This window comes from Streptomyces sp. NPDC045695 (assembly GCF_056432025.1).
This window is the reverse complement of record NZ_JBWKJU010000008.1, coordinates 217727-244617: the sequence shown is the minus strand read 5'-3', so window position 1 is coordinate 244617 and position 26891 is coordinate 217727. Positions and strand designations below refer to the sequence as shown.

Annotated in this window: 23 protein-coding genes and 2 tRNA genes; 9 read left to right on the top strand and 16 right to left on the bottom strand. The window is 70.7% G+C overall.

What is annotated here, in order from left to right; all coding sequences use genetic code 11:
- Positions 1 to 176 precede the first annotated feature (176 nt).
- Complete coding sequence (locus AC07DU_RS17145) at positions 177 to 2798, bottom strand: valine--tRNA ligase (RefSeq protein ID WP_479035326.1); 2622 nt, start codon at positions 2796 to 2798, stop codon at positions 177 to 179.
- Between the two features lie 127 nt (positions 2799 to 2925).
- On the opposite strand from AC07DU_RS17145, the gene AC07DU_RS17140 reads away from it, so the two are divergent.
- A complete protein-coding gene (locus tag AC07DU_RS17140; RefSeq protein WP_479112106.1) occupies positions 2926 to 3825 on the top strand; it encodes a hypothetical protein in 900 nt (299 codons plus the stop codon).
- Between the two features lie 73 nt (positions 3826 to 3898).
- On the opposite strand, the gene clpX is transcribed toward AC07DU_RS17140, so the two are convergent.
- The 5 genes from clpX to AC07DU_RS17115 all read right to left on the bottom strand — a co-directional run bounded on the left by clpX (position 3899) and on the right by AC07DU_RS17115 (position 8622).
- The gene (clpX, locus tag AC07DU_RS17135) at positions 3899 to 5185 is read right to left on the bottom strand and encodes an ATP-dependent Clp protease ATP-binding subunit ClpX (RefSeq protein ID WP_360892857.1); all 1287 of its coding nucleotides are present in this window, start codon (positions 5183 to 5185) and stop codon (positions 3899 to 3901) included.
- 153 nt (positions 5186 to 5338) lie between these two features.
- Positions 5339 to 5995: an ATP-dependent Clp protease proteolytic subunit gene (locus AC07DU_RS17130; protein WP_479035491.1), complete on the bottom strand. Its 657-nt coding sequence runs from the start codon at positions 5993 to 5995 to the stop codon at positions 5339 to 5341.
- 69 nt (positions 5996 to 6064) lie between these two features.
- Positions 6065 to 6682: an ATP-dependent Clp protease proteolytic subunit gene (locus AC07DU_RS17125; protein ID WP_479035320.1), complete on the bottom strand. Its 618-nt coding sequence runs from the start codon at positions 6680 to 6682 to the stop codon at positions 6065 to 6067.
- A 275-nt stretch (positions 6683 to 6957) separates the two neighbouring features.
- On the bottom strand, positions 6958 to 8346 hold the full coding sequence (gene tig, locus AC07DU_RS17120; protein ID WP_366867197.1) for a trigger factor: 1389 nt from the start codon (positions 8344 to 8346) through the stop codon (positions 6958 to 6960).
- Between the two features lie 199 nt (positions 8347 to 8545).
- Positions 8546 to 8622, bottom strand: a tRNA-Pro gene (locus AC07DU_RS17115).
- Positions 8623 to 8791: 169 nt separating this feature from the next.
- On the opposite strand from AC07DU_RS17115, the gene AC07DU_RS17110 reads away from it, so the two are divergent.
- A tRNA-Gly gene (locus tag AC07DU_RS17110) sits at positions 8792 to 8862 on the top strand.
- Between the two features lie 103 nt (positions 8863 to 8965).
- Here the strand turns inward: AC07DU_RS17110 and AC07DU_RS17105 are convergent.
- From AC07DU_RS17105 to AC07DU_RS17090, 4 genes are all read right to left on the bottom strand, one after another.
- Positions 8966 to 9160, bottom strand: a complete 195-nt coding sequence (locus AC07DU_RS17105; protein ID WP_360892839.1) for a hypothetical protein — start codon at positions 9158 to 9160, stop codon at positions 8966 to 8968.
- Positions 9161 to 9336: 176 nt separating this feature from the next.
- Positions 9337 to 9792: an HD domain-containing protein gene (locus AC07DU_RS17100; protein ID WP_479112104.1), complete on the bottom strand. Its 456-nt coding sequence runs from the start codon at positions 9790 to 9792 to the stop codon at positions 9337 to 9339.
- Positions 9789 to 11186: a pyridoxal phosphate-dependent decarboxylase family protein gene (locus AC07DU_RS17095; RefSeq protein ID WP_479112102.1), complete on the bottom strand. Its 1398-nt coding sequence runs from the start codon at positions 11184 to 11186 to the stop codon at positions 9789 to 9791. Before AC07DU_RS17095 ends, AC07DU_RS17100 begins: the two co-directional genes overlap by 4 nt.
- A gap of 108 nt (positions 11187 to 11294) precedes the next feature.
- A complete protein-coding gene (locus AC07DU_RS17090) occupies positions 11295 to 12437 on the bottom strand; it encodes a SpoIIE family protein phosphatase (protein WP_479035302.1) in 1143 nt (380 codons plus the stop codon).
- A gap of 118 nt (positions 12438 to 12555) precedes the next feature.
- Here AC07DU_RS17090 and AC07DU_RS17085 point away from each other — a divergent pair, with 118 nt between their 5' ends.
- Positions 12556 to 13791 carry a GNAT family N-acetyltransferase gene (locus tag AC07DU_RS17085; protein WP_479035299.1) on the top strand — a complete coding sequence of 412 codons (1236 nt, stop codon included), beginning with the start codon at positions 12556 to 12558 and terminating at the stop codon, positions 13789 to 13791.
- Positions 13792 to 13837: 46 nt separating this feature from the next.
- On the opposite strand, the gene AC07DU_RS17080 is transcribed toward AC07DU_RS17085, so the two are convergent.
- Together AC07DU_RS17080 and AC07DU_RS17075 are read right to left on the bottom strand one after the other, a co-directional pair.
- Positions 13838 to 14644 (bottom strand): Fpg/Nei family DNA glycosylase, encoded by an 807-nt coding sequence (locus tag AC07DU_RS17080; RefSeq protein ID WP_479035296.1) that lies wholly within the window; start codon positions 14642 to 14644, stop codon positions 13838 to 13840.
- A 78-nt stretch (positions 14645 to 14722) separates the two neighbouring features.
- Positions 14723 to 15208 (bottom strand): ribose-5-phosphate isomerase, encoded by a 486-nt coding sequence (locus tag AC07DU_RS17075; protein WP_360892821.1) that lies wholly within the window; start codon positions 15206 to 15208, stop codon positions 14723 to 14725.
- 219 nt (positions 15209 to 15427) lie between these two features.
- On the opposite strand from AC07DU_RS17075, the gene AC07DU_RS17070 reads away from it, so the two are divergent.
- Positions 15428 to 16864, top strand: coding sequence for an amino acid permease (locus tag AC07DU_RS17070; RefSeq protein ID WP_479035291.1), 1437 nt, complete (start codon positions 15428 to 15430; stop codon positions 16862 to 16864).
- 122 nt (positions 16865 to 16986) lie between these two features.
- On the opposite strand, the gene AC07DU_RS17065 is transcribed toward AC07DU_RS17070, so the two are convergent.
- Positions 16987 to 17571: a biotin transporter BioY gene (locus tag AC07DU_RS17065; protein ID WP_453284989.1), complete on the bottom strand. Its 585-nt coding sequence runs from the start codon at positions 17569 to 17571 to the stop codon at positions 16987 to 16989.
- Positions 17572 to 17858: 287 nt separating this feature from the next.
- Between AC07DU_RS17065 and AC07DU_RS17060 the strand changes: the two genes are divergently transcribed.
- Positions 17859 to 19259, top strand: coding sequence for an amino acid permease (locus AC07DU_RS17060; protein ID WP_479112099.1), 1401 nt, complete (start codon positions 17859 to 17861; stop codon positions 19257 to 19259).
- Between the two features lie 136 nt (positions 19260 to 19395).
- Entirely contained in the window at positions 19396 to 20052 is a 657-nt protein-coding gene (locus AC07DU_RS17055) for a superoxide dismutase (RefSeq protein WP_453284991.1), read from the top strand.
- Between the two features lie 166 nt (positions 20053 to 20218).
- On the opposite strand, the gene AC07DU_RS17050 is transcribed toward AC07DU_RS17055, so the two are convergent.
- Positions 20219 to 20866 carry a mycothiol-dependent nitroreductase Rv2466c family protein gene (locus AC07DU_RS17050; protein ID WP_360892807.1) on the bottom strand — a complete coding sequence of 216 codons (648 nt, stop codon included), beginning with the start codon at positions 20864 to 20866 and terminating at the stop codon, positions 20219 to 20221.
- Between the two features lie 108 nt (positions 20867 to 20974).
- Between AC07DU_RS17050 and pepN the strand changes: the two genes are divergently transcribed.
- Both pepN and AC07DU_RS17040 read left to right on the top strand, forming a co-directional pair.
- Positions 20975 to 23533, top strand: coding sequence for an aminopeptidase N (gene pepN / locus AC07DU_RS17045; protein ID WP_479112097.1), 2559 nt, complete (start codon positions 20975 to 20977; stop codon positions 23531 to 23533).
- 172 nt (positions 23534 to 23705) lie between these two features.
- Positions 23706 to 24668, top strand: a complete 963-nt coding sequence (locus tag AC07DU_RS17040; protein ID WP_479112095.1) for a hypothetical protein — start codon at positions 23706 to 23708, stop codon at positions 24666 to 24668.
- Here the strand turns inward: AC07DU_RS17040 and AC07DU_RS17035 are convergent.
- Both AC07DU_RS17035 and AC07DU_RS17030 read right to left on the bottom strand, forming a co-directional pair.
- Positions 24644 to 25534 carry a pyridoxamine 5'-phosphate oxidase family protein gene (locus tag AC07DU_RS17035; RefSeq protein WP_479112093.1) on the bottom strand — a complete coding sequence of 297 codons (891 nt, stop codon included), beginning with the start codon at positions 25532 to 25534 and terminating at the stop codon, positions 24644 to 24646. The genes AC07DU_RS17040 and AC07DU_RS17035 overlap by 25 nt on opposite strands.
- Positions 25534 to 25992 carry a VOC family protein gene (locus tag AC07DU_RS17030; protein ID WP_479112091.1) on the bottom strand — a complete coding sequence of 153 codons (459 nt, stop codon included), beginning with the start codon at positions 25990 to 25992 and terminating at the stop codon, positions 25534 to 25536. Before AC07DU_RS17030 ends, AC07DU_RS17035 begins: the two co-directional genes overlap by 1 nt.
- Positions 25993 to 26116: 124 nt before the next feature.
- Here AC07DU_RS17030 and AC07DU_RS17025 point away from each other — a divergent pair, with 124 nt between their 5' ends.
- Positions 26117 to 26677 carry a CGNR zinc finger domain-containing protein gene (locus AC07DU_RS17025; protein ID WP_479035274.1) on the top strand — a complete coding sequence of 187 codons (561 nt, stop codon included), beginning with the start codon at positions 26117 to 26119 and terminating at the stop codon, positions 26675 to 26677.
- Positions 26678 to 26891: the final 214 nt, after the last annotated feature.

Genomic DNA, 26891 nt, shown 5'->3' with positions numbered 1-26891 from the left:
GCGCGCAGCCCGCGGCCAGCACGCCTCGGATCCGTTGCCCCGGGACGGTTAATCGAGTGATTCGGGGCACTTCGGACAGGCCGGACGTCCCGGGCGGGGAAGAGACGAAGCGAAGGCCCCCACATCGACCGACGGTGTGGGGGCCTTCGCACCCTCACGGGCGCGGCTACGAGCGCTTACGCGGCCGGCAGCGCGTCCAGCTGCGCCTGGATCCGCGCGATGTCCGCCTCGGCCTTGGCCAGGCGGCCCTTGATCTTGTCCACGACGTTGTCGGGGGCCTTGGCCAGGAAGGCCTCGTTCCCGAGCTTCGCCTGCGCCTGCTGCTTCTCCTTCTCGGCGGCGCCGAGGTCCTTGGAGAGGCGGTTGCGCTCCGCGGCCACGTCGATCGTGCCCGACAGGTCCAGCGCGACGGTGGCGCCGGCGACCGGCAGGGTCGCGGTGGCGTTGAAGTCCTCGCCCTCCGGCTGCAGGCGCAGGAGCTGGCGGATGGCGCCCTCGTGCGCGGCCAGCGCGGTGCCCGACAGGTCCAGACGCGCCGGAACCTTCTGGCCGTCCTGCAGGCCCTGCTCCTTGCGGAAACGGCGGACCTCGGTGACCACGGCCTGGACGAGCCCGATCTCGGCCTCGGCGGCCTCGTCGCGGAAACCGCTGTCGGCCGGCCACTCGGCGATCACGAGGGATTCGCCGCCGGTCAGCGTGGTCCACAGCGTCTCGGTGACGAAGGGGACCACCGGGTGCAGCAGGCGCAGCATGACGTCGAGGACCTCACCGAGGACCCGGCCCGAGACCTTGGCCTGCTCGCCGCCCGCGAAGAAGGTCGTCTTCGAGAGCTCGACGTACCAGCTGAAGACCTCGTCCCACGCGAAGTGGTAGAGGGAGTCCGACAGCTTCGAGAACTGGTAGTCCTCGTAGAACGCGTCGACCTCGGCCACGGTCTTGTTCAGCCGCGACAGGATCCAGCGGTCGGTCGCCGACATCTGCTCGGGGGCCGGCAGCTCGCCCTCGATCGTCGCGCCGTTCATCAGCGCGAAGCGCGTGGCGTTCCAGATCTTGTTGGCGAAGTTGCGGGAGGCCTGGACCCAGTCCTCGCCGATCGGGACGTCGACACCCGGGTTGGCGCCGCGGGCCAGGGTGAAGCGGACCGCGTCGGAACCGTAGGCGTCCATCCAGTCCAGCGGGTTGACCGCGTTGCCGAAGGACTTCGACATCTTCTTGCCGCGCTCGTCGCGGACCATGCCGTGCAGGGCGATGGTGTGGAACGGCGGGGTGCCGTCCATCGCGTACAGGCCGAACATCATCATCCGGGCGACCCAGAAGAAGAGGATGTCGTAGCCGGTGACCAGGACGGAGTTCGGGTAGAACTTCGCGAGGCTCTCGGTCTGGTGCGGCCAGCCCAGCGTGGAGAAGGGCCACAGGCCCGAGGAGAACCAGGTGTCGAGGACGTCGGTGTCCTGGGTCCAGCCCTCGCCCGACGGCGGCTGCTCGTCCGGTCCGACGCAGACGATCTCGCCGTTCGGGCCGTACCAGACCGGGATGCGGTGGCCCCACCACAGCTGGCGCGAGATGCACCAGTCGTGGAGGTTGTCGACCCAGTCGAAGTAGCGCTTCTCCATCTCCTGCGGGTGGATCTTGACCCGGCCGTCGCGGACCGCGTCACCGGCGGCCTGGGCGAGCGGACCGACCTTGACCCACCACTGGAGGGACAGCCGCGGCTCGATGGTGGTCTTGCAGCGCGAGCAGTGGCCGACCGAGTGGGTGTACGGACGCTTCTCGGCGACGATCCGGCCCTCGGCGCGCAGCGCGGCGACGATGGCCGATCGGGCCTCCAGCCGGTCCAGGCCCTGGAAGGGGCCGTGCGCCGTGATGATGGCGTGCTCGTCCATGACGGCGAGGTTGGGCAGGCCGTGGCGCTGGCCGATCTCGAAGTCGTTCGGGTCGTGCGCCGGCGTCACCTTGACGGCGCCCGTGCCGAACTCCGGGTCGACGTGCTCGTCGGCGACGATCGGGATGCGGCGGCCGGTCAGCGGCAGCTCGATCTCGGTGCCGACCATGTGCTTGTAGCGCTCGTCCTCGGGGTGGACCGCGACGGCGGTGTCACCGAGCATCGTCTCGGCGCGCGTGGTCGCGACGACGATGGAGTTCTCCCCCTCGCCGTAGCGGATGGAGACCAGCTCGCCGTCGTCGTCCTGGTACTCGACCTCGATGTCGGAGATCGCGGTCAGGCAGCGCGGACACCAGTTGATGATGCGCTCGGCGCGGTAGATCAGCTCGTCGTCGTAGAGCTTCTTGAAGATGGTCTGGACGGCCTCGGAGAGGCCCTCGTCCATGGTGAAGCGCTCACGCGACCAGTCGACACCGTCACCGAGACGGCGCATCTGGCCGGAGATCTGCCCGCCGGACTCGTTCTTCCACTGCCAGACGCGTTCGACGAACGCCTCACGGCCCAGGTCGTGGCGGGACTTGCCCTCCTTGGCGAGCTCGCGCTCGACGACGTTCTGGGTGGCGATGCCGGCGTGGTCCATGCCGGGCTGCCACAGCGTCTCGTAGCCCTGCATGCGCTTGCGGCGCGTGAGGGCGTCGATCAGCGTGTGCTCGAAGGCGTGGCCCAGATGGAGGGAGCCCGTGACGTTCGGCGGCGGAATGACGATGGTGTACGGCGGCTTGTCGCTCTTCGCGTCGGCCTCGAAATACCCACGCTCTACCCAGCGCTCGTAGAGCTTCCCCTCTACCTCGGCCGGCGCGTACTGGGTCGGCAGTTCGGAGTTGGGGCTGCTGGGTGTCTGCGTGTTCTCGGTCACGGACCACAGTTTAAGGGCGTAACAGTCCAGTCATGAAACCGGTAATGAGGGGGCCCGGCGCCCCGCACCGCATCGGCTTCCGCCAGGATGTGTGGAACACATAAACGACCTCATGGGGGGACGCGGGATGAGCTACAACCAGCCGGGACCTTACGGACAGCCGCAGCAGCCGGGCCCGTACGGGCAGCAGCCCCCGCCGCCGGGCCCGTACGGCCAGCCCGCCCCGCAGCCCGGCTACGGCTACCCGCAGCAGCCGGGCGTGCCGCCGCAGGGCTACCCGCAGCAGCCGCCTGCGCCCGCGTACGGCTACCCGCAGCAGCCCCCGTACGGTGGCACGCCCCCGAAGAAGTCGAAGGCCGGCGTCATCATCGGCGTGGTCGTCGCGGTCGCGGTCATCGCGGGCGGCGGCTGGTACTTCATGAAGGGCGGCGGCGCGGGCGGCGGCATCGCGGCCAACACCAAGGGCTACAAGCTGGTCGCCCCGGAGTCGGTGGACGACTTCAAGAAGGACCCGAAGTACACGGACAAGGAATTCAGCGACAAGGACAAGAAGGAAGCCGAGGGCGTGGGCGTCAAGAACCCCACCCAGGTGGGCATGACCTACCAGTCCGGCGACCCGAAGAACCCGCTGTCCGCCAAGCTCCTCAACTTCTCGGGCGTCTACGGCGAGGTCGCGGACCCGGAGAAGGCCGTGGACGCGTACTTCGCCCTGGCCAAGCTGGAGGCCACCAAGGGCGACAGCAAGCAGACGGTCGACCTCATCGGGAGCCCCAAGACGATGAGCCCGGCCGGCTTCAAGGGCGCCGTGATGAAGTGCCAGGAGGCCAAGTTCACCACGAAGGACACGACGGCCAAGGGGCCCAAGGAGTTCACGCTCCCGATCTGCATCTGGGGTGACTACAGCACCCTGAGCACGGTCACCGCGATGGAGATGTCCTCCGTGCTGGCCGGCAAGTCGGGCTACACCCTGGAGCAGACCGCGGAGTTCACCGCGAAGCTCTACAACACCGCCCGCGTCAAGAAGTAACGACGCCGCAGGCAACGCAGAAGGGGCGCCCCGGATCGGGGCGCCCCTTCTGCATGCGTGCCTACCGGCTCGGTTACGCCGACTTCTCCTGCGGGCCCTGGTCCTTCGGGACGATGCGGGGGACCAGCGTCGGGTTGACGTTGGAGCGGACGACGTCCGCGGTGATGACCACGCGGGCCACGTCCTTGCGGGACGGGACCTCGTACATCACCGACATCAGGACCTCTTCCATGATGGCGCGCAGACCGCGCGCGCCCGTCTGGCGCAGGATCGCCTGGTCGGCGATGGCTTCGAGGGCCCCGCGCTCGAAGTCCAGTTCCACACCGTCGAGTTCGAACAGCCGCTGGTACTGCTTCACCAGCGCGTTGCGCGGCTCGATGAGGATCTGGAGCAGGGCCTCGCGGTCCAGGTTGTGCACGGAGGTCAGGACGGGGAGGCGGCCGATGAACTCGGGGATCATCCCGAACTTCACCAGGTCCTCCGGCATGACCTCCTGGAACTGGTCGCTGGCCTCGATCTCGCGCTTCGAGCGGATCGTCGCCCCGAAGCCGATGCCCTTGGCTCCCGCACGCGACTCGATGATCTTCTCCAGGCCGGCGAAGGCGCCGCCCACGATGAAGAGCACGTTCGTCGTGTCGATCTGGATGAACTCCTGGTGCGGGTGCTTGCGGCCGCCCTGCGGCGGGACCGAGGCGGTCGTGCCCTCCAGGATCTTCAGGAGGGCCTGCTGAACGCCCTCGCCGCTCACGTCGCGCGTGATCGACGGGTTCTCGCTCTTGCGGGCCACCTTGTCGATCTCGTCGATGTAGATGATCCCGGTCTCGGCCTTCTTGACGTCGTAGTCGGCCGCCTGGATCAGCTTCAGCAGGATGTTCTCGACGTCCTCGCCGACGTACCCGGCCTCCGTCAGCGCCGTCGCGTCGGCGATGGCGAACGGGACGTTCAGCATCCGGGCCAGGGTCTGCGCGAGCAGGGTCTTGCCCGAGCCCGTGGGGCCCAGCAGCAGGATGTTGGACTTCGCCAGCTCGATGGCGTCGTCCCGGCCCTGGGCGCCGCCGTTCTCCCCGGCCTGGACCCGCTTGTAGTGGTTGTAGACCGCTACCGAGAGCGCCTTCTTCGCCGGCTCCTGGCCGACGACGTAGCTCTCCAGGAACTCGTAGATCTCACGGGGCTTGGGGAGTTCCTCCCACCGGACCTCGGAGGTCTCCGCGAGCTCCTCTTCGATGATCTCGTTGCAGAGGTCGATGCACTCGTCGCAGATGTACACACCGGGTCCTGCGATGAGCTTCTTCACCTGCTTCTGGCTCTTTCCGCAGAACGAGCACTTGAGCAGGTCGCCGCCGTCACCGATGCGTGCCACGAGGTGCTTCCCCTTCGCCTGGGAGACGCCTGGTTCAGCGCTCCTGGTGCCTCATATCCGACGGTACCTTGCCGGGGGCCCCGTGCGGGGCCCCCTTGACGTGGTTCACATCGCCGGATCCGGCTGCGTGATCACGCCAACTGTCGGCAAGGATCAGTGGGAGTTCTTGCGGGTCGAGACGATCTGGTCGATCAGGCCGTACGCGAGCGCGTCCTCGGCAGTGAGGATCTTGTCGCGCTCGATGTCGTCGCGGATCTTCTCGATCGGCGTCGTCGAGTGCTTGGCCAGCATGGTCTCCAGCTGGTCGCGCATGCGCAGGATCTCGTTGGCCGCGATCTCCAGGTCGGAGAGCTGCTCACGGCCGGTGCCGCCGGAGGGCTGGTGGATCAGCACACGGGCGTTCGGCAGGGCCATGCGCTTGCCGGGGGTGCCGGCGGCGAGCAGGACCGCGGCGGCGGAGGCCGCCTGGCCCATGCAGACCGTCTGGATGTCCGGCTTCACGAACTGCATCGTGTCGTAGATCGCCGTCAGCGCGGTGAAGGAGCCGCCGGGGCTGTTGATGTAGATCGAGATGTCGCGGTCCGGGTCCATCGACTCCAGGCACAGCAGCTGCGCCATGACGTCGTTGGCGGAGGCGTCGTCGATCTGCACGCCGAGGAAGATCACGCGCTCCTCGAAGAGCTTCGCGTACGGGTCGTACTCGCGCACGCCCTGCGAGGTGCGCTCGACGAAGCGCGGGATGACGTAGCGGTTGTCCACCTGAGCGCCGGTGTAGAGGCCGCTCGCGGGAGAGAGGTTGTTGATGTGCATCTGGGTGTTCACCGTCCTGGTGGCGTTCTGCGGGCTGTCGGCTGCCTGGTACTGCGCTGTGCGCCGGGATCAGGCCCCGGTGCCGCCGCCGCCCGGCGCGTTGGACGCGGCCGAGATGATCTCGTCGATGAGGCCGTACTCCTTGGCCTCCTCGGCGGTGAACCAGCGGTCGCGGTCACCGTCGCGGATGATCGCCTCGACGGTCTGGCCCGAGTGGAACGCGGTGATCTCTGCCATGCGCTGCTTGGTGCGCAGCAGGTACTGGGCCTGGATCTTGATGTCCGACGCGGTGCCGCCGATGCCGGCGGAGCCCTGGTGCATCAGGATGTCGGTGTTCGGCAGGGCGAAGCGCTTGCCCTTGGCGCCACCGGTCAGCAGGAACTGGCCCATCGAGGCCGCCATGCCCATGCCGATGGTGACGACGTCGTTCTTGATGAACTGCATGGTGTCGTAGACCGCCATGCCCGCCGTAACGGAGCCACCCGGGCTGTTGATGTACAGGTAGATGTCCTTCTCCGGCTCGGCGGCCAGGAGGAGGAGCTGCGCGGTGATCTTGTTGGCGATCTCGTCGTCGACCTGCTGGCCGAGGAAGATGATGCGCTCGCCGAGCAGCCGGTTGTAGACATGGTCGCCGAGGCCGCCACCGATGGACGGCTCACCCGCGGCGTAAGGCTTCAGATTCGTCACGTATCCACCTGCTCGTCTCCGACGGCCATGTGCCGTCTCAGCGTCTCGTTCTGGGGCACGGTCCGGCCGGTGCGGACGAGTCCGCCGGCGTCCGGGTGCTCACGTGCCCTCGTACTCATGGACCCTAACGCGCAGGTAGGACAACGCCATCCCGCTTCCCGAACTGTTCGCTCGGAGCGCAAGCTCCCGGAGCCTTCGGGCGCCAGGGCGAAGGGCCCGGACGCGGCTGCGTCCGGGCCCTTCGGGGCACTGCTCAGCGGGCTTCGCCCGGGGTGTTACTTGGCCTCGTCGGCCGCGGCCTCGGTGTCACCGTCGACGGTGGCCTCGACGGTCTCGGCGGCCTGCTCCTCGTCCTCGTCGGACAGGTCCACGACCTCGCCGTTGGTGTCGACGACCTTGGCGGCCTCGACGACGACCGCGAGGGCCTTGCCGCGGGCGACCTCGCCGACGAGCATCGGGACCTGGCCGCCCTCGACGACGGCCTGGGCGAACTGGTCGGGGGACATGCCGGAGGAGGCGGCGCGGCGCATGAGGTGCTCGGTGAGCTCCTCCTGGTTGACGCCCAGCTTCTCCTTGTTGACCAGCGCGTCGAGGACGAACTGGGTCTTGATGCCCTTGATCGCCTGCTCGGAGGTCTCGGCGTCGAACTCCTCGACCGTCTTGCCCTGGAACTCCAGGTACTTCTCGATGGTCAGACCCATCTGGCCGAGCTGGTGGTGCTCGAGGTTGTGCTTGCGGGTCTGGACCTCGTCCGCGAGGAGCTTCTCGGGGATCGGGACCTCGACGAGCTCCAGCAGCTTCTCCAGGACGCGCTCCTGGGCCTGCGTGGCCTGGTCGTACTGCTTCATGTTCTCGAGGCGCTTGCGGCTGTCGTCCTTGAGGGCCTCAAGGGTGTCGAACTCGCTCGCCATCTGCGCGAACTCGTCGTCCAGCTCCGGCAGCTCGCGGGCGGAGACCTTGGTGACCTTGACGGTGACCTCGGCGTCCTTGCCCTCGGCGGAGCCGCCCTTCAGCTGGGAGGTGAAGGTGGCCTCGCCACCGGCCTCCAGGCCCTTGACGGCCTCGTCGATGCCTTCGAGGAGCTCGCCCGAGCCGATGGTGTAGGAGACGTCGGAGGCGACGCCGTCCGGCAGCACCTCGCCGTCGACCTTGGCCTCCAGGTCGATGGTGACGACGTCGCCGTCCTGGGCGGCGCGCTCGACGTCCTTGGTGGACGCGAAGCGGCCGCGCAGCTGCTCGACGGACTTCTCGACGTCCTCGTCGGAGACCTCGATGGCGTCGACCTCGACCTCGATGCCGGAGTAGTCCGGGATCTCGATCTCGGGACGGACGTCGACCTCGGCGGTGAAGGCCAGCAGCTCGCCGTCCTTCAGCTCCGTGATGTCCACCTCGGGCTGGCCCAGCGGGTTCAGGTCGGCCTCGTTGACCGCCTCGGTGTAGAACTTCGGGAGGGCGTCGTTGACGGCCTCCTCCAGCACCGCACCGCGGCCGAAGCGCTGGTCGATGACGCGGGCCGGGATCTTGCCCTTGCGGAAGCCCTTCACCGTGACCTGCTGGTTGATCTTCTTGTACGCCGCGTCGAGGCTGTCCTTGAGCTCCTCGAAGGGCACCTCAACAGTGAGCCGAACCCGAGTCGGGTTCAGGGTCTCCACGGCGCTCTTCACGGTTCGGTCTCCTTGGTGGCTGACTGCTGGGGATTCTGCCGTCACGCTGTGATTCAGCGGTTCGGCGGACTTCGGCCCGGTACATCAGACACACGGGCACGCAGCTTGCATAGTAACCGCAAGCGGCAATCAGCCCACAACGCGATCTTGTGGTGACCCTCGCAGGACCCGGAAGGATCTAAGAGGGGGACAGTGCTGGTGGTCGGGGTGGCCGGATTCGAACCGACGACCTTCCGCTCCCAAAGCGGACGCGCTACCAAGCTGCGCCACACCCCGTCGGTGCGACACGTAGGGTACATGCCCGGAGACCCTCTGATGCGCGGGTTATCACGACGCCTTTCGGCCGGTTCCCCGGCGCGGGCGCGCCATGTGGTGTGCGCTCCCCCGGCGCGACCCGCTAGGATGCTGTCCGTGCCGCGGTCCCCGGACCTGCGGCGCGCGTGCTGCGGGTGTAGCTCAATGGTAGAGCACTAGTCTTCCAAACTAGCTACGCGGGTTCGATTCCCGTCACCCGCTCTGAAGCACGAAGGGCCAGGTCAGAGGACGTTTCCTCCCCCTGGCCCTTCGTCGTTCCCGGTGTCGTTTCCGGTCGCCGTCCCGGCCGGCCGGGGCGGGCCGGTCAGAGTTTGATGTTGGAGATCATCGTCGCGAGGGAGTTCAGGAAGCGGTTCACGTCGCCCGCGATCGAGCTGGACGCCAGGAAGAAGCCGAAGAGGGCCGCGACGATGGCCGGGCCCGTCTTGATGTGGTTGCCGCGGATCAGCACCACCAGGATGACCGCCAACAGAACCACCACTGACAGCGAAATGGCCACTTCTGATCACACCTTCGGTCGTCCCCTGGTCGGCCCGGGGCGCACGGCCGCGCACACCCCCACATGCACCATCCTCCCACCAACCGGGCCCGGCTATCCGCCCCGTGACGAATAGTCCAGGTTCTGTTTCCGCCAACGTCCCGCGCATCGGGCACATTTCGGACCTGGTGCGCAGGTCACGGGGCGGTGAGCCCGAGGAGGGAGCGGACGTACGCGTACTTCGCGGTCAGCCGCTCGCGCGTCGGGCCGTCCAGTACGCGCAGGCGTACGGGGTCGGCGTTGTGCGCGAGGTCGGCCTCCTTGACGAGCAGGGCGCCGGGAGTGGCGAGGATGCGGGCCGCGTACTGCTCGACCGGTTCGCCGGGGCGCTTGGTGACCGCGAGGACCATGTCCTTGACCGGCTGCGGGAGGGCCGCCGCGTCCAGCCACGCGCGGCTGAGGGCCCCGTCCTCGATCGCGTCGTGGAGCCAGGCCGCGGCCTGCTGTTCGGGGCTGCCGCCGCGCACGCGGACGCCCTCGGCCACGGCGGCGAGGTGCTCGGCGTACGGCCGGCCGGCCTTGTCCGTCTGGCCCTTGTGCGCGCTGCGCGCCAGCGCCTCGACTTCCACGAGTGTCAGGGGCCGGTCCGTCATGCGATCTCCTTCGCTGCTCTGCACAGGGCCTGGGCGGCCCGGCGCACGTCCGCCGGTGTGGTGCGCCAGTTGGCGAACGCGGCGCGCAGGGCGGGGATTCCCCCGTAGCGGGTCGGGGTGACGAAGACGTCGGCGGCCGCGGCCTCGCGCAGGGCCGTCAGGCGGGCCGGGGTGGGGGCCTCGGCGAGGGTGAAGCACACCACGTTGAGGCGGACCGGGGCGAGCAGACGCAGGGCGGGGTCCTCGGAGAGCTGCTCGCCGAGGGCGCGGGCGCAGGCGATGTCGCGCTCGACGATCTCCCGGTGGCCCTGGCGGCCGTACGCGCGGAGCGTGAACCAGGCGGCGAGGGCGCGCAGGCGGTGGGAGTTCTCCGGGGTGAGGTGGACGAGGTCGGGGTGGTCGCCGAGGGGGCCGAGGTAGGCGGCCGAGTTCTGGAAGACGCGGGCCTGCAGGTCCCTGCGGCGGGTGAACTGGACGGCGCTGTCGTAGGGGACGTTGAGCCATTTGTGGAGGTCGACGCAGAGGGAGTCGGCGGCGTCGAGGCCGTCGACGAGGTGTGCGTGGTCCGGCGAGAGGGCGGCGAAGGCGCCGAAGGCCGCGTCGGTGTGCAGCCAGAAGTCGTGGCGCTCCTTGAGAGCGGCGACGGCCCGCAGGTCGTCGAAGTCGGCGGTGTTGACGGTGCCGGCGTTGGCGACGACCACGGCCGGGCCGGGCGTGTCGGCGAGGGCCCGGTCGAGGGCGGCGGGGTCGACGGCCTCCCGGCCGGGGAGGGTGGGGACCGGGACGAGGGAGTTGCGGCCCAGGCCCAGGACCGAGAGGGCCTTGGCGATGGAGGAGTGCGGGGCGCCGGACAGCACGCGGACGGGGCCGAGGGCGCCGGCGCCGTCGTCGGCGGGCGAGACGCCGAGGCGTTCGCCGAGCCATTCGCGGGCGATGGCGAGACCGGTGGTGTTGGACATGGTGGCGCCGCTGACGAAGGTGCCCGTGTGCTGCGGCCCGAGGCGCAGGAGGTCCCGGAGCCAGCCGACGGTCTCGCGTTCGAGGTCCTGGCCGGCGCCGTCCAGGGCGGAGTTCGAGTTCTGGTCGTGGGCGGCGGTGAGCCAGTCCCCGGCGAGGGCCGCCGGGGTGGCGCCGCCGGTGACGAAGCCGAGGTAGCGCGGGCCCGCGGAGGCCGACAGCCTCGGCTCCCAGCGCTCCCGGAAGGCGGCGAGGGCGGCGTCCGCTCCGGCGCCGCGCTCCGGGAGGGGTTCGGGGGCGTACGAGGGCCCGGCGGGCGGGCCGGGCGGTACGACGGGACGCGCGTCCAGCGTGCCGAGCGCGTCGGCGGCGGCGCGGCGGGTGGCGTCGAGCAGGTCGGGAAGCCGGGCGAGATCGTCGGCGAGCGTGCGGTCCATGGGGGCACGGTAGGGCCCGCCGGGGCCGGGCGGGCGGGCCAATCCGGGAGGAGTGGCCACCTTGTGAGGGCAGGCCGCGTGACGCGTGAGGTGCCTCCTCCGCCGCCGTCAGGGCGAGCGGCGGATCAGGAGGAGCGCGCGGTCGTCGTTGACGTCCTTGGCGACCTTCTCGATCAGGTGCCAGGTCGCGCCGTCCCAGCCGGAGGCGACGTAGCGGTCGGCTTCGCCGGTGAGGCGGTCGATGCCCTCGCTGATGTCGCGGTCGGCGGTCTCGACGAGGCCGTCGGTGAAGAGCATGAGGACGTCGCCGCACCGCAGGTTGCCGCGGGCGGGGGTGAAGTCGGCGCCGTCGTAGACGCCGAGCAGCGGGCCCTCGCCGGTCTTCTCCACCCAGCGGCCGGTGCCCGCGGAGAGCTGGAGCGCCGGGAGGTGGCCGGCCGAGAGGAGCTCGTAGTCGCCGGTCTCCAGGTCCAGGACGAGGTGGATGGAGGTGGCGAAGCCCTCCTCCCAGTCCTGGCGCAGCAGGTAGCGGTTGGCGGCGGGCAGGAAACCGTGCGGGGGCAGGGCGCCGAGGAGGCCGCCGAAGGCGCCCGAGAGCAGCAGGGCGCGGGAGCCCGCCTCCATGCCCTTGCCGGAGACGTCGGTCAGGACGATCTCCAGGGTGCGGCCGCCGTTGGTGCGGGCCGCGACCACGAAGTCGCCGGAGAAGGACTGGCCGCCGGCGGGCCGCAGGGCCATCTCGCGGTGCCAGCCGCGCGGCAGGGGGGGCAGTTTGCTCTGCACGCGGATGCGTTCGCGCAGGTCGAAGAGCATGGTGCCGCCCCGCCGCCAGGGCACGCCCACGCGGCTGCGGAACTGCGCGATGACCAGCCCGAAGAACCCGCAGGCCGCGACCACCAGGACGGTGCCGGGGGTGACGCGCGCGGGGCCCTGGGTGTAGGGGCCCAGGACGAGGGCCTCGACGATCAGCGCGGCCGCGGAGGCCGCGTACAGGGCGAGCAGGCTGGCGGGGCGCAGCAGCAGTCCCCCGGCCACGATGGGCAGGACGAGCGCGGAGGACGAGAACCAGACGGGCAGCATGAGCGTGCCGCAGGCGATCGCGGGAATGGTGAGCAGGAGCCCGCCGAAGGCCAGCCAGTCGGAGCCGTCGCCGCGGAAGTAGTCGACGGCGGATTTGCGCAGGGTGGTGCGGGCCCGGTGCGACAGCATGCGCATCCGGGCCGTAAGGGTTTCCACGCGTGCTCCGGCCATTGTTTCGGGACCTTATCCATCCTGACTGCGGATGCGCAGCGGTACCCCTGCACCCGGGGACCTCCGGCCGTCCGAAAACACGTCGACTGAGCCGGAATGCCCTGATAGGGATGGCCGTATGGCTCTTGAGACGCGCGTATTGCAGGGTGATGAGTGGGATGTCTGGTACGACAACCTGGAACTGGCGTTCGGGGGTGTGCCCGAGCCCTCCGAAGAGCGGGAATTCTCCAGGGCGCTGACGGAAGCGGAACGTTCCCTCGGTGTCTGGGACGGCGCCACCTGCGTCGGCTCGGCCGGTGCCTTCACCTTCCGCCTCTCGGTGCCCGGCGGGGCCCTCGTCCCGGCGGCCGGCGTCACGATGGTGGGCGTGGCCCCCACCCACCGCCGGCGCGGGGTGCTCACCTCCCTGATGCGGCGCCAGCTGGACGACATCCGGGCGGGTGGTGAACCGCTCGCCGTGCTGACGGCGTCGGATCCGGCCATCTACGGGCGTTTCGGCTACGGCACGGCGACGTACGCCCTGTCCGTGGACATCGACACGACCCGCGTACGGCTGTCCGTTCCGCCGGGGACGGACGACGTGCGGCTGCGCCTCGTCGACCCGCAGCAGGCGCTGGCTGACTGCGAGCGCGTCTACGCGGCGCTGGTCCCCACCCGGCCGGGCATGCCGGCCCGCCGGCCCGGCTGGGAGCGGCAGGCGCTGCTGGACCCGCCCGAGGTGCGCGGCGGCGCCTCGCCGCTGAAGTGCGTGCTCGCCGAGCGGGCGGACGGCGAGGTGGTCGGGTACGCCCGCTACCGGGTCAAGGCCGACCGGGACATGGCCGGTTCGGACGGCAAGGTCGAGGTGGGCGACGTGGACGCGCTGGACCCGGCGGCGTACGCGGCGCTGTGGCGCTATCTCTTCGGGATAGACCTGACCTGGACGGTACGGGCGCGCCGGCGGCCGGTGGACGACCCGGTGCTGCACCTGGTCAGCGATGTCCGGCGGTCGGGGGCGCGCACGCGGGACGCGCTGCACCTGAGGGTGGTCGACGTCGCCGCGGCGCTGGAGGCGCGCACCTACGGGGCCCCGGTGGACGTGGTCCTGGAGGTCGAGGACGCGTTCTGCCCGTGGAACGAGGGGCGGTGGCGGCTGGTCGCGGACGCCAAGGGCGCCGCCTCCTGCACCCGCAGCGCGGAGCCGGCGGACCTCGGGCTGTCGGTCCGGGAGCTCGGCTCGGCATACCTGGGCGGGATCACCCTCACGTCGCTGGCGGCGGCCGGTCTCGTGCGCGAGCTGCGCGCGGGCTCACTGGCGGAGGCGTCCCGCGCCTTCGCGGGGGACGTCGCCCCGTGGCTGCCGCACGGCTTCTAGCCCCCCGCGCTCACGGGACTGGCTAACGGGACTGGCTAAGGGACGGCTAACGCGACTGGCAGGTCGGGCACCAGAAGAGGTTGCGGGCGGCGAGGGCGGCGGTGCGGATCTCGCTGCCGCAGACGTGGCAGGGCATGTTCGCCCTGCGGTAGACGTACACCTCGCCGCCGTGGTCGTCCACCCGCGGCGGGCGGCCCATCGCCTCCGGCAGGTGCTCGTCGCGGACGGTGTCGATGCGGTTGTGGCGCACGCCCTCGCGCATCAGGGCGGACAGGTCCGCCCACAGGGCGTCCCACTCGGCGCGGGAGAGGTCCTTGCCCGCGCGGTAGGGGTCGATGCCGTGCCGGAAGAGGACCTCGGCGCGGTAGACGTTGCCGACGCCCGCGACGATCTTCTGGTCCATCAGCAGGGCGGCGACGGTGGTGCGGGAGCGGGAGATCCGGGCCCAGGCACGGCCGGGGTCGTCGGCGGGGCGCAGCGGGTCGGGCCCCAGGCGGTCGTGTATCGCCTTCTTCTCGCCCTCCGTGACGAGGGCGCAGGCGGTGGGACCGCGCAGATCGGCGTAGTGCTCCTCGTTCAGCAGGCGCAGCCGGACGGTGTCCGTGGCGGGGGGCGCCGGGGCCGGTCCGAAGCCGAGCTTGCCGAAGAGGCCGAGGTGGATGTGGATCCAGGCGTCGCCGAGCTCCAGGAAGAGGTGCTTGCCGTGCGCCTCGGCGCTTTCCAGCTCACGGCCGTCGAGCAGGGCCGCGCTGTCGGCGAACCGGCCCTGCGGGCTGCTGACCCGGACCGGGCGTGCGGCGAACCGCTCGGTGTGGTCCTGGGCGAGGCGGTGGATCGTATGCCCCTCGGGCACGGCGAAGCTCCTCGAAGCTCAAAGGAATGACGACGGCCGTGCCACCCCCGGGCGGGAGCGGCACGGCCGGACGTGGGATCAGCCCTGCGGGTGGTGGGCCGGGATCGGGGGGAGCTCGCCGGTCTGCTCGTAGGCGGAGAGCATGTCGATGCGGCGGGTGTGCCGCTCCTCGTCGGAGTACGGGGTCTTCAGGAAGGCGTCGACGAAGCTGACGACCTCTTCCTGGGTGTGCATGCGGCCGCCGACGGAGATGACGTTGGCGTTGTTGTGCTCGCGGCCCAGCTCGGCGGTCTGGACGCTCCACGCGAGGATGGCGCGGATGCCCTTGACCTTGTTGGCGGCGATCTGCTCGCCGTTGCCGGAGCCGCCGATCACGATGCCGAGGCTGTCCGCGTCCGCGGCGGTCTTCTCCGCGGCGCGGAGGCAGAACGGCGGGTAGTCGTCCACGGCGTCGTAGATGTGGGGCCCACAGTCGACGGGCTCGTGGCCGTTGTTCTTGAGCCAGTCCACCAGGTGGTTCTTGAGCTCATAACCGGCATGGTCGGATCCGAGGTACACGCGCATGGGACGAGTGTGGCACGTGGCCCCCGCACGGACGCCGGTGGGTGTCGCGTAAGTCACTTCTAAAGCTCAAGTAAACCCAAAGAGCGCAGATGGGACAGGGCGCGGCCGATGTCCTGGACGTTCGTCCCAGCGCAACGATCCGGATTGAGGTCTTCCGTCCTGCGTTCATCTCAGGTTTGAATGCCGGGGCTCGCAACCCGAGAACCTAAGGATCCGTCCATGAGCTCCACGACGACCCTCCAGAAGGAAGGCGGCCCCACCGGAAACAACGGTGAAGGTCAGCCCTCCGACGGTCTGAAGGCCGGTCTCAAGAACCGCCACCTGTCCATGATCGCCATCGGCGGTGTCATCGGCGCCGGCCTCTTCGTCGGCTCCGGTGGCGGTATCGCCAAGGCCGGTCCCGCCATTCTGATCTCCTACGCGCTGGTCGGCGCGATGGTGGTCTTCGTGATGCGGATGCTGGGCGAGATGGCCGCCGCCAGCCCGAACTCCGGTTCCTTCTCCGCTTACGCCGACCGGGCGCTCGGCCGCTGGGCCGGTTTCTCCATCGGCTGGCTGTACTGGTTCTTCTGGGTCGTCGTGCTCGCGGTGGAGGCCACCGCCGGTGCCTCCATCCTGGAGGGCTGGATCCCGGCCGTCCCGCAGTGGGGCTGGGCGCTGATCGTGATGGCGGTGCTGACCGCCACCAACCTCGGCTCGGTCGCCTCCTACGGTGAGTTCGAGTTCTGGTTCGCGGGCATCAAGGTCGTCGCCATCGGCGCGTTCGTGATCGTCGGCATGCTGGCCGTCTTCGGCCTGCTGCCGGGCTCCGACAACCCGGGCGCGGGCTTCGCGCACCTGACCGACGCGGGCGGTTTCTTCCCCAACGGTTACGGCGCCGTCCTGACCGGTGTGCTGATGGTCGTCTTCTCCTTCATGGGCAGCGAGATCGTCACGCTGGCCGCCGGCGAGTCGGAGAACCCCCGCAAGGCGGTCACCCGGGCCACCAACTCCGTCATCTGGCGGATCGGCGTCTTCTACCTGGGCTCGATCTTCATCGTGCTGACCCTGCTCCCGTGGAACGACAAGTCGATCACCGAGAAGGGCTCGTACGTCGCCGCCCTGGACTCGATCGGCATCGCGCACGCCGGCACCATCATGGAGGTCATCGTCCTGACCGCCGTGCTGTCCTGCCTGAACTCGGGCCTCTACACCGCCTCGCGCATGGCCTTCTCGCTCGGTGAGCGCGGCGACGCCCCGAAGGCGTTCGCCAAGGTCAACTCCCGTGGTGTACCGGTCGCCGCGATCCTGGGCTCGACGGTCTTCGGCTTCGTCGCCGTCTACTTCAACTACGCCTTCAAGGACACGGTCTTCACCTTCCTCCTGAACTCCTCGGGCGCCATCGCGCTCTTCGTCTGGCTGGTGATCTGCTTCACCCAGCTGCGGATGCGCGGGATCCTGGTCCGCGAGGCCCCGGAGAAGCTGACCGTGAAGATGTGGCTCTTCCCGTGGCTGACCTGGGCCACCGCCGCACTGATCATGTTCGTGATCGGCTACATGTTCGTGGACGACGCCAACCGCGAGGTCGTCACGCTGTCCACCCTGGTCGCCGGCGTGGTCGTGGCCGTCGGTGTGGTGCTGGACTTCCGCCGCAAGCGGGCCGCGCTCCAGGGCTGACACCCCCTGGTCGCGTACGTACGACAGAGCCCGGCCCGCCGTCAGAGGCGGGCCGGGCTCCGGCACGTGGGGGGCCGCTCGGCCCGGGACGCCTGCCCGGGGGCCGCTCGGCCGCAGGCCGCTCAGCCGCGGCGGCCGACCAGCTTCCAGGCCGCCGGCAGCAGGCCCATGGCCAGTGCGGCCTTGAGGGCGTCGCCGATCAGGAACGGGGTCAGGCCCTTCGCGACGGCGAGACCCAGGGGCATCCCGGTGGCGGCCATCAGGTACGGGACGCCCACCGCGTAGACCACGGCGGAGCCCAGCACCATCGCACCGGCCGTGCGCAGGACCGAACGGTCGGCGCCGCGCCGCGCGAGCGCGCCGACGAGGGTGGAGGCCAGCAGCATGCCCAGCACGTACCCGAAGGTCGCGCCGCCCGCGCCGGAGGTGCCGCCCGCGAACCACGGCACGCCGGCCATGCCGACCAGGGTGTAGAGGGCGAGGGAGAGGAAGCCGCGGCCGGCGCCGAGCGCGGTGCCGACGAGCAGCGCGGCGAAGGTCTGGCCGGTGATCGGCGCGGCCAGGCCGTCCACGTGGACGGAGAGCTGGGCGGCGAGCCCGGTGAGGGCGGCTCCGCCGGCGACGAGCGCGATGTCGCGGACGCGGCTCGCGGGCAGCAGGTCGGCGAGGACGGTGCCGGGCCGCAGGGTGACGGAAGCAGTGCTCATCGGGGGCTCCGTGGGGTGGTGGGGGCGGGACGATCACCGACGTTAGTGCGCGGTCCGCCGCCCTCCCCCCGCTGCCGGGGACAAAGCCCGGCTCCCCGGCTTGGTGGGGATTTGACAAATCCCCCGCTCCCCCGCCGAGTCGGCGTGATCCTCGTCACGGGGAAGATCTGACCGCACGTCCGTTTTGCACGGACGACCGCCGCCCGGTGAGACTGTGGGGTCCCGCCAAATCCTGATGCGGAGCCCCCACCGCCGCCGGGCCGAACGAGAGTACGAGCGATCCCCTCATGCGTGAGCGCCTGCAAGAAGAAGCACCTCCCACGTCGGGCGAACTGCCCCCGGAACCCCTCAGCCACAGCCTCAAGCAGCGCCACCTGACCATGCTGGGTCTCGGCGGCGTGATCGGAGCCGGGCTCTTCGTCGGCTCCGGAGCCGGCATCGGCGTCGCCGGTCCCGCGATCATCTGCTCCTACCTGCTCGCGGGCGTCCTCGCGATGCTGGTGATGCGGGCGCTGGGCGAGATGTCGGCCGCGATGCCCGCGTCGGGCTCCTTCTCGGTCTACGCGGAGAAGGCCCTGGGGCGCTGGGCCGGCTTCTCGGCGGGCTGGCTCTACTGGTTCCTGCTGGTGGTCGTGCTGGCGGTGGAGGCCACCGGCGCCGCGGACATCGCGAACACCTGGGTGCCCGCCGTCGACCAGTGGGTCTGGGTGCTGATCTTCATGGTGGTCTTCACCGTGACCAACCTGGCCGCGGTGCGCAACTTCGGCGAGTTCGAGTTCTGGTTCGCGGCGCTGAAGGTCGGCGCGATCGTGCTGTTCCTGATCCTCGGCACCCTGGCGATCTTCGGTCTGCTCCCGGACACCGAGCCCGCGGGGCTCGCCCACCTCACCGGCCAGGGCGGTTTCTTCCCGGCCGGCGCCGGCGGCGTGATCGCCGGCATGCTCGCCGTCGTCTTCGCCTTCGGCGGCCTGGAGGTCGTCACCATCGCCGCCGCCGAGTCGGACGACCCGGCGCGGTCCGTGGCCCGCGCGGTGCGCAGCGCCGTGTGGCGCATCCTCTTCTTCTACGTCGGCTCCATGCTGGTCATCGTGACCCTGCTGCCGTGGGACTCGCTGAAGCCGGGCCAGAGCCCGTACGTCGCGGTCCTCGACTCCATCGGCATCCCGAAGGCCGGGACGATCATGCAGATCGTCGTCTTCGTGGCCCTGCTGTCGGCGCTCAACGCGAATCTGTACGGGTCCTCGCGCATCGTGTTCTCGCTCGCCGAGCGCGGTGAGGCGCCGAAGGCGCTGCTGAAGGTCTCGGGCGGCGGGGTGCCGCGGCGCGCGGTGTTCGCGTCGGTGGCCTTCGGCTTCGTGTCGGTGGTGCTGAACCTGCTGTGGCCGGACACGATCTTCCTCTACATGCTCAACGCGGTCGGCGCGGTGCTGTTGTTCGTCTGGGCGCTGATCGCGGTCTCGCAGCTGAGGCTGCGCCGCCGGATCGAGCGGGACATGCCCGAGCGGCTGACCCTGCCGATGTGGCTGTTCCCGTACGCGACCTGGGCGGCGCTGCTCGGCATGGCGGCGGTGCTGGTCCTGATGCTGTTCGACGACTCGGCGCGGCCGCAGCTGCTGTGGTCGAGCGGGGCCGCCGCGGTGATCCTCACGGTGGCGGGGGTCCGGGAGCTCCGGGCCCGTCGGGGCTGAGCCGCTGCCCGTCCCGCCTTGCGGTTCCTTCTCGGCGTACACGGCCCCTGAGGGGCCCGCCCGGAATAGATGCTGCTAGCGTGCAGTTGCGCATTAATTGCAATAAGCAGTTGGCACGCCGAGGGGACCGCAACGCATGGCCATCTACACGCTTCCTGAGCTTCCGTACGACTACGCGGCGCTGGAGCCGGTGATCAACCCGCAGATCATCGAGCTGCACCACGACAAGCACCACGCGGCCTACGTCGCGGGCGCCAACACCACGCTGGAGCAGCTGGCGGAGGCGCGCGACAAGGAGAACTGGAGCGCCCTCAACGGGCTGGAGAAGAACCTCGCGTTCCACCTCTCCGGCCACATCCTCCACAGCATCTACTGGCACAACATGGCCAGCCCCAAGACGGGCGAGGGCGGTGGCGTCCCGGACGAGAAGGACGGCCTCGGCGAACTCCCCGCCGCGATCACCGAGTCCTTCGGTTCCTTCGCCGCCTTCAAGAAGCAGCTGACCTTCGCGTCCTCGGCCACGCAGGGCTCCGGCTGGGGCGTGCTCGCGTACGAGCCCATCAGCGGCCGCCTGATCGTCGAGCAGGTCTACGACCACCAGGGCAACGTGGGCCAGGCCTCGGTGCCGATCCTGGTCTTCGACGCCTGGGAGCACGCCTTCTACCTGCAGTACAAGAACCAGAAGGTGGACTTCATCGAGGCCATGTGGAACGTCGTCAACTGGCAGGACGTGGCCAGGCGCTACGCCGACGCCAAGGCGAACACCCCGCTGCTCATCCCCGCCAAGGGCTGATCGGCACCCCGCGAACCCGTCCGCCTCGTGATCGTCTTCTCACCCTTCACCGGCGGGCGTGCACAGCACAGGACCCCCGCGAGTCATCCCCCAGCTACCGCTGGGAGGTGCCCCCACTCGCGGGGGTCCTGTGGTCTGCGACGCCGGGGCCGTGCGGCCCTGCGGGCTACTCGAAGGAGGGGCCCTTGGTGCGGGTGCGCTTGATCTCGAAGAACCCGGGCGTGGAGGCGACGAGCAGCGTGCCGTCCCAGAGCCGGGCGGCGGCCTCGCCGCGCGGGGCCGGGGTGACGACCGGGCCGAAGAAGGCCACGTCCTCGCCGTCGGCGCCGGGCACCGAGATCACCGGGGTGCCGACCTCCTGGCCGACCCGGTCGATGCCGTCGTTGTGGGAGGCCCGCAGCGCCCAGTCGTACTCGTCCGAGTCGGCGTACGCGAGCAGCTCGGCCGGCAGGCCGACCTCGGCCAGCGCCTCCGCGATCACCTCGCGGGTCGCGCCCCTGCCCTCGTTGTGGATGCGGGTGCCGAGCGCCGTGTAGAGCGCGCCGGTGATCTCCTCGCCGTACTTCTGCTGGGCGGCCACGGCCACGCGCACCGACGCCCAGCCCTTGGTCTCCAGGGTCTCGCGGTAGACCTCGGACAGCTGATCGAGTTTGTCCTCGTTGAGGACGGCCAGGCTCATGACGTGCCAGCGGACCCGCACGTCGCGCACCTTCTCGACCTCCAGCATCCAGCGGGACGTCATCCAGGCCCACGGGCACAGCGGGTCGAACCAGAAGTCCACGGGGGTCTTCTCGCGCACCTGGGTCTCGGTCATGGCTCTCCTCAGTCGGTCATGTTCTCCGTCCCCAACCAGAACGGAGTGGCGCGCATTCCCCGTGCGAGGATTCGTCACACGAACGCGATCACGCACGAAGGAGTGCACGTGCCCGGAGAGAATCTGTCCCGCGACGAGGCCCGCGAGCGGGCCGAACTGCTGTCCGTCGACGGGTACGAGGTGGTCCTCGACCTCAGGTCCGCGGTGGACGAGGCCGAGCCGGCCGAAGGCCCCCGGACCTTCCGCTCGGTGACGACGATCCGCTTCCGTGCCGCGACCGTCGGAGGCGCCACCTTCGCGGACCTGATCGCGCCCTCGGTGAACTCCGTGACCCTCAACGGCCGCGCGCTGGACGTCGCCGCGGTCTTCGACGGGGCGCGGATCGCCCTGGACGGCCTGGCCGGGGAGAACGTCCTGGTGGTGGACGCGAACTGCGCCTACAGCCGGACGGGCGAGGGCATGCACCGCTTCGTCGACCCGGAGGACGGCGAGGTCTACCTCTACACCCAGTACGAGCCGGCCGACGCGCGGCGGGTGTACGCGAACTTCGAGCAGCCGGACCTGAAGGCGCCCTACCGCTTCGAGGTGACCGCGCCCGAGGGCTGGCAGGTGTGGAGCAACGGCGCGGAGGAGTCGCGCGAGGGCGGCGTGTGGCGGTTCGCCGAGACCGCGCCGATCTCCACGTACATCACGTGCGTGGTGGCGGGCCCGTACCACTACGTCACCGACACCTACACGCGCGGGGACCTGACGATCCCGCTGGGCGCGATGTGCCGCAAGGGGCTGGCGAAACACTTCGACGCGGACGACGTCTTCCTCGTCACCAAGCAGGGTTTCGACCTCTTCCACGAGATCTTCGACTACCCGTACCCCTTCGGGAAGTACGACCAGGCCTTCGTGCCGGAGTACAACCTGGGCGCGATGGAGAACCCGGGCATGGTGACCTTCCGGGAGGAGTACATCTTCCGCGGGAAGGTCACGCAGGCCTCCTACGAGCGGCGCGCGAACGTCATCCTGCACGAGATGGCGCACATGTGGTTCGGCGACCTGGTCACCATGAAGTGGTGGGACGACCTGTGGCTGAAGGAGTCCTTCGCGGACTTCATGGGCTCCTTCGGTCTGGTGGAGGCCACCCGCTTCGACCAGGCGTGGGTCAGCTTCGCGAACGGCCGCAAGGCGTGGGCCTACCGCGCCGACCAGCTGCCGTCCACGCACCCGATCACGGCCGACATCCGTGACCTGGAGGCCGCGAAGCTGAACTTCGACGGGATCACCTACGCCAAGGGCGCGGCCGTGCTCAAGCAGCTCGTCGCCTATGTGGGACGGGAGGCGTTCCTGGAGGGCGCGCGGCGCTACTTCAAGGCCAACGCGTACGGGAACACCACGCTGGACGACCTGCTGTCGGTCCTCGCCGAGGTCTCCGGGCGCGACATGAGCGAGTGGTCGCGGGCGTGGCTGCAGACCGCGGGCGTGAACGCGCTGACGCCGGTGGTGACGCTCGACGCGGGCGGGCGGATCACCGAGCTCGCCGTGGTGCAGGAGGGCGAGGAGCTGCGGCCGCACCGGGTGGCCGTGGGCCTGTACCGGCTGACGGCGGACGGCTCGCTGGTCCGGTACGCGCGGGCCGAGGCGGACGTGGCCGGGGCCCGGACCGCGGTCGCGGAGCTGGCCGGGCTGGAGCGGCCGGACCTGGTCCTGGTCAACGACGAGGACCTCACCTACTGCAAGATCCGCTTCGACGAGGGCTCGCTGGCGACGCTGCGGTCCCACCTGGGCAGCGTGACGGACCCCCTGGCCCGGGCGCTGTGCTGGTCGGCCCTGTGGAACCTGACGCGCGACGGCCTGCTGCCGGCGCGTGACTTCGTCTCGCTGGTCCTGACGCACGCGGGCCGGGAGACGCACGTCGGCGTCCTGCAGATGCTCCACTCGCAGACCCTGACGTCGGTCACCCACTACGCGGCCCGCGACTGGCGCGAGCAGGGCGGCCGGGAGGTGGCGGCGGGCGCGCTGCACGAACTGCGGCTGGCCGAGCCGGGGTCGGAGCACCAGCTGACCTGGGCGCGCTTCTTCGCGGCGAGCGCGGCGACCCAGGGCGACTTCCAGCTGCTGCTGGGGCTGCTCGACGGGTCGGCGCGGATCGACGGGCTGGAGGTGGACCAGGAACTGCGCTGGGACTTCCTGCTCCCCCTGGCCGCGCACGGCGTGGTGGACGAGGGCGCGCTCAGCGCCGAACTGGCCCGCGACGACACGGCGTCGGGCAAGCGGCACCAGGTGCGCTGCCTCGCGGCGCGGCCCTCGCAGGCGGTCAAGGACCAGGCGTGGGCGGCGGTGGTCGAGTCGGACGCGCTGTCCAACGCGCTGGTGGAGGCCACGATCGCGGGCATGCAGCAGCCTTCGCAGCGGGACCTGCTGACGCCTTACGCGGAGCGCTACTTCGAGGTCGTCGAGCGGGTGTGGGCCGAGCGGTCGATCCAGATCGCCATCGACGTGGTGAAGGGGCTGTACCCGTCGCTCCAGGACTCCGAGTCCACGGTCGCGGCGACCGACGCCTGGCTCACCGCCCATGCGGACGCGGCCCCCGCGCTGCGCCGCCTGGTGCTGGAGTCGCGCGACGACCTGGCCCGCGCCCTCGCCGCGCAGCGGTGCGACGCGGCGGCCGGCAGCTAGCCGACGGCGCCGCTGCCGGGGGCTCGGCCCCCGAACCCCCGGCAGCGGTACCCCGTACGGGCGCACCCCATCGGCAGTCGAACGTCCGTACTTTAGCCCCAGCTTGTCCCGATTTGCCGACGGGCGTGTAACAGGGGTTAGCGAGGCCGTGGCCTGAGGGAATCACCGCGTCATGAACCAGAACGCACCCCTCCCCCTCGCCCACCTCACCGGCACCCGCCCCCGCGTGCTGAGCCTCGCCCAGCTGCGCGAGCACGGAGTCACGGCCTCCGACGCCGCCGGCCGGCCCTGGCGGCAGATCCTGCCGGGGGTGTTCCTCCTCCACTCCGGGCCCGCGACCAGCGAGGAGCGGCTGCACGCCGCACTGCTGTACGCGGAGCGGCGCGGCAGCGGGGAAGCCATGATCACCGGGCTGGCGGCGCTCGCCCTGCACGGGTTCACCTCCGTGCCGGCGCTGCCCGCGCTCTCGCACATCGACGTGCTGGTGCCCGGCACCCGGCGGCTGCGGTCCACGGGGGACGTACGGATCGTGCGCTCCCACACCCCGCCCCGGCCCCAGGAGGTCACCGGGCTGCCCGTGGCGCCCGTCGCGCGGGCCGTGGCCGACGCCGTCGCGCAGCTGGAGGACGCCGGTACCGTACGCCGCATGCTCAGCGAGGCCGTGCGCGGCGGCCACTGCGAACCGGCCGCGGTCGTACGGGAGCTGACGGTGGGCCGGCTGCTGAACCGGCCGCACGTGGTCGACGCCGTCGAGTCGCTCCTCGCGGAGGGCCGGGCCCTCGCCGAGGACCGGCTCTACCACCTCGTACGGGGCTACGAGCTGCCCGAACCCGTCTGGAACGTGGACCTGCGGCTGCCCGGCGGCCCGCACCTCGGCGGGGTCGACGCGTACTGGCCCGAGCACGCCGTGGCCGTGGAGATCGACACCCGGGCCCCGCGCCAGGGCGAGGACGAGGACTGGTCCGAGTGCGTGCGCAAGCGGGAGACGCTGGAGCGGCTCGGAGTGACCGTCATCCACGTCACCCCGCGCAAGCTGTGCGACTGGCCCGAGCAGCAGGCCGCGGTCGTGCGGACCGCCCTGACGGCTTGCGGCGACCGCGAGCCGGCCGCCTACCTGGTGGTGCTGCCCAGGTGAGGCGAGTACTCCGGGGCGCTCCACCGCAGCCGCCCCTGATGCGCACTCTCCACCACCGATTCCACGTGGAAGCGGACGCGCCGCTCCCCGTCGGCCCCGAACTCGATCCGCGCCCGGCCGCTGAGCTGGAGCAGCGCCCCGCTCTCCCAGTCCGGGAAGAGCAGCCCGGCCCGCGGATCGGCCGCCAGGTTCCCCAGGGTGAGGAACATGGCGTTGCCCGCGTAGTCCGGCCAGGTCAGCTCTCCCGGCGAGGACACGTCCACGAAGCCCGGCAGCCCGCCCCGGTGGCTGGCGTCGGCCCCGTCCGCCTCCGCCGTGGTGGCGACGAAGAAGGTGTCGGCGGCCCGGACGGCCCGCTCCTGGCCGGGGGTCAGCGCGTCCCCCCGCCGCAGGACACCGGTTCCCTCGGCGACCGGCTCCAGCGGCTGCCGCTTCTGCAGGTACTTCGGGCAGTTGGAGAACACCTGCTCGGCGCGGACGGCGAAGCCGCGCCCGGTCACCTCAAGGGTCCCGTTCAGCCTCATCCGGCGCCGGGTGCGCGGGTCGAGCGCGATGGTGCCGACCCGGGTCCCGGCGGTGGCCAGCGCCTCCTCCAGCGGGTCCCCCGCCGGCAGCCCCCCGGCGACCGTGACCCGGTCGGGCCCGGTGGCCCGTACGAAACCGGGCTCCCCGGTGAGCAGCGAGGCCCACATCCGGCCCGCGCCGTCGGCGGCGCCGACGACCAGGTGCGGCTGGAGGGCGAGGAACGCCGCGGCGACGTCCCGGATGCCCGTGCCGATCGAGCGGCCGACGCGCTCGGCCAGCTCCCGTACGCCGACCCGTTCCTGCACGGCCAGCGGGCCCGCGTGGTACGCGCTGCTGCTCATTAGAAGAATCCGCAGGTCGGGGCCCCTGTGACAGGGGCGGACGAGCCTTCGGCGCCGGTCGGTACGGAGATTTCCAGGCGGGTGCCGTCCGGGTCGTGGAAGAAGATCCCGCCGGAGGACGCGCCCTCGCGGTGGGCGACGACGCCCTCGTACGCGAAGCCCACGCCCAGCGAGCGCAGCCGCTCCTCGTACTCCCGCACCTCCGCGATCTCACCGGCCGAGAAGGCCAGGTGGTGCAGTCCGGCCGAGGCCGGCGCGAAGGCGCCGTCGGCCTGCTGCCACAGGGTGAGGACCAGCTCGCCGTCCTGGCCGAGCAGGGCGAAGCGGCGGCCCTCCTCCTTGCCCTCGGCCAGTACCTGGAAGCCGAGGGCGTCCCCGTAGAAGGCGAGCGACCGGTCCAGATCGGTGACGTTCAGGCCCACGTGGCCGGTGCGGAGCTTGCTGATGACGTGCGTCATGGCAGTACCTTCCCCAGAGGAATTCTCTAACCTTCTAAACTCAAGTTAAAGGTTAGAGATCAGGTCGTCAACCGGCCACGTACCCTTGAGGGGTTAGCGGCGCGGCGACGGGAGGTGCGGAGACATGACGGCGGCGGACCCACGACCCCTGACCGGGGAGCCGGTCGCCCTCGACCTGCTGAACACCCGCTGGGCCGGCGAGGGAGGACCGCACGACCTCTTCGCGGGCGCCGCCGGGCTGTCGCGGCTCGAAGGGCTCGCGGTGTGGCTGGAGAGCACCGGCCTGGCCGGCCGGTTCCGCGCGGACGCCCCGACCCTCGTCCACCTGCTGACCGCCCGCGAGGCCCTGGCCCGGGCGGTGGCCGACCCTGCCGACGAGAGCGCGCGGGCCCTGGTCGACGCGGTGCTGGAGCACGGCCGGATCCGGCCCACGCTGAGCGCCCAAGGCATCGGCGAGCGCACCGAGTTCGACGACCGGACCTGGGGTCCGGCCTGGACGGCCGCCCGGAACTACCTGGAACTCCTGGGGTCAGGGCCCGACCGGATCCGCAAGTGCGCCTCCGCGACCTGCCTCCTGCACTTCCACGACGTCTCGCGCAACGGCACCCGGCGCTGGTGCTCGATGGCCGTCTGCGGAAACCGGGCGAAGGCCTCTCGCCACTACGCGCGCACGCGCGAGCGCTGAACGCGCGAAATCTGTCACACCCCCACCGGGACGCGACCGCGTTCCGGTGCTGACGCATGGCCACCATGTCGACAAGTCAACTCTTCAGACCCTGAGGTTCGCACCACTGTGCCCCGGTACGGCCGCGATGGCGCATGTCCCCCGCTGGCGAGTCTCCGCCATGACAGGTCTCGGTCAATGACAACCGTTCCCAAACAGCTGTCACGTACGACAG

Excerpts from the sequence above, each read along its gene's own strand:
- AC07DU_RS17140 (WP_479112106.1), top strand. The coding sequence starts at position 2,926 with ATGAGCTACAACCAGCCGGGACCTTACGGACAGCCGCAGCAGCCGGGC.
- AC07DU_RS17130 (WP_479035491.1), bottom strand. The coding sequence starts at position 5,995 with ATGCACATCAACAACCTCTCTCCCGCGAGCGGCCTCTACACCGGCGCT.
- AC07DU_RS17100 (WP_479112104.1), bottom strand. The coding sequence starts at position 9,792 with ATGACGGACCGGCCCCTGACACTCGTGGAAGTCGAGGCGCTGGCGCGC.
- AC07DU_RS17095 (WP_479112102.1), bottom strand. The coding sequence starts at position 11,186 with ATGGACCGCACGCTCGCCGACGATCTCGCCCGGCTTCCCGACCTGCTC.
- AC07DU_RS17090 (WP_479035302.1), bottom strand. The coding sequence starts at position 12,437 with ATGGCCGGAGCACGCGTGGAAACCCTTACGGCCCGGATGCGCATGCTG.
- AC07DU_RS17085 (WP_479035299.1), top strand. The coding sequence starts at position 12,556 with ATGGCTCTTGAGACGCGCGTATTGCAGGGTGATGAGTGGGATGTCTGG.
- AC07DU_RS17075 (WP_360892821.1), bottom strand. The coding sequence starts at position 15,208 with ATGCGCGTGTACCTCGGATCCGACCATGCCGGTTATGAGCTCAAGAAC.
- AC07DU_RS17070 (WP_479035291.1), top strand. The coding sequence starts at position 15,428 with ATGAGCTCCACGACGACCCTCCAGAAGGAAGGCGGCCCCACCGGAAAC.
- AC07DU_RS17065 (WP_453284989.1), bottom strand. The coding sequence starts at position 17,571 with ATGAGCACTGCTTCCGTCACCCTGCGGCCCGGCACCGTCCTCGCCGAC.
- AC07DU_RS17060 (WP_479112099.1), top strand. The coding sequence starts at position 17,859 with ATGCGTGAGCGCCTGCAAGAAGAAGCACCTCCCACGTCGGGCGAACTG.
- AC07DU_RS17055 (WP_453284991.1), top strand. The coding sequence starts at position 19,396 with ATGGCCATCTACACGCTTCCTGAGCTTCCGTACGACTACGCGGCGCTG.
- AC07DU_RS17050 (WP_360892807.1), bottom strand. The coding sequence starts at position 20,866 with ATGACCGAGACCCAGGTGCGCGAGAAGACCCCCGTGGACTTCTGGTTC.
- AC07DU_RS17040 (WP_479112095.1), top strand. The coding sequence starts at position 23,706 with ATGAACCAGAACGCACCCCTCCCCCTCGCCCACCTCACCGGCACCCGC.
- AC07DU_RS17035 (WP_479112093.1), bottom strand. The coding sequence starts at position 25,534 with ATGAGCAGCAGCGCGTACCACGCGGGCCCGCTGGCCGTGCAGGAACGG.
- AC07DU_RS17030 (WP_479112091.1), bottom strand. The coding sequence starts at position 25,992 with ATGACGCACGTCATCAGCAAGCTCCGCACCGGCCACGTGGGCCTGAAC.
- AC07DU_RS17025 (WP_479035274.1), top strand. The coding sequence starts at position 26,117 with ATGACGGCGGCGGACCCACGACCCCTGACCGGGGAGCCGGTCGCCCTC.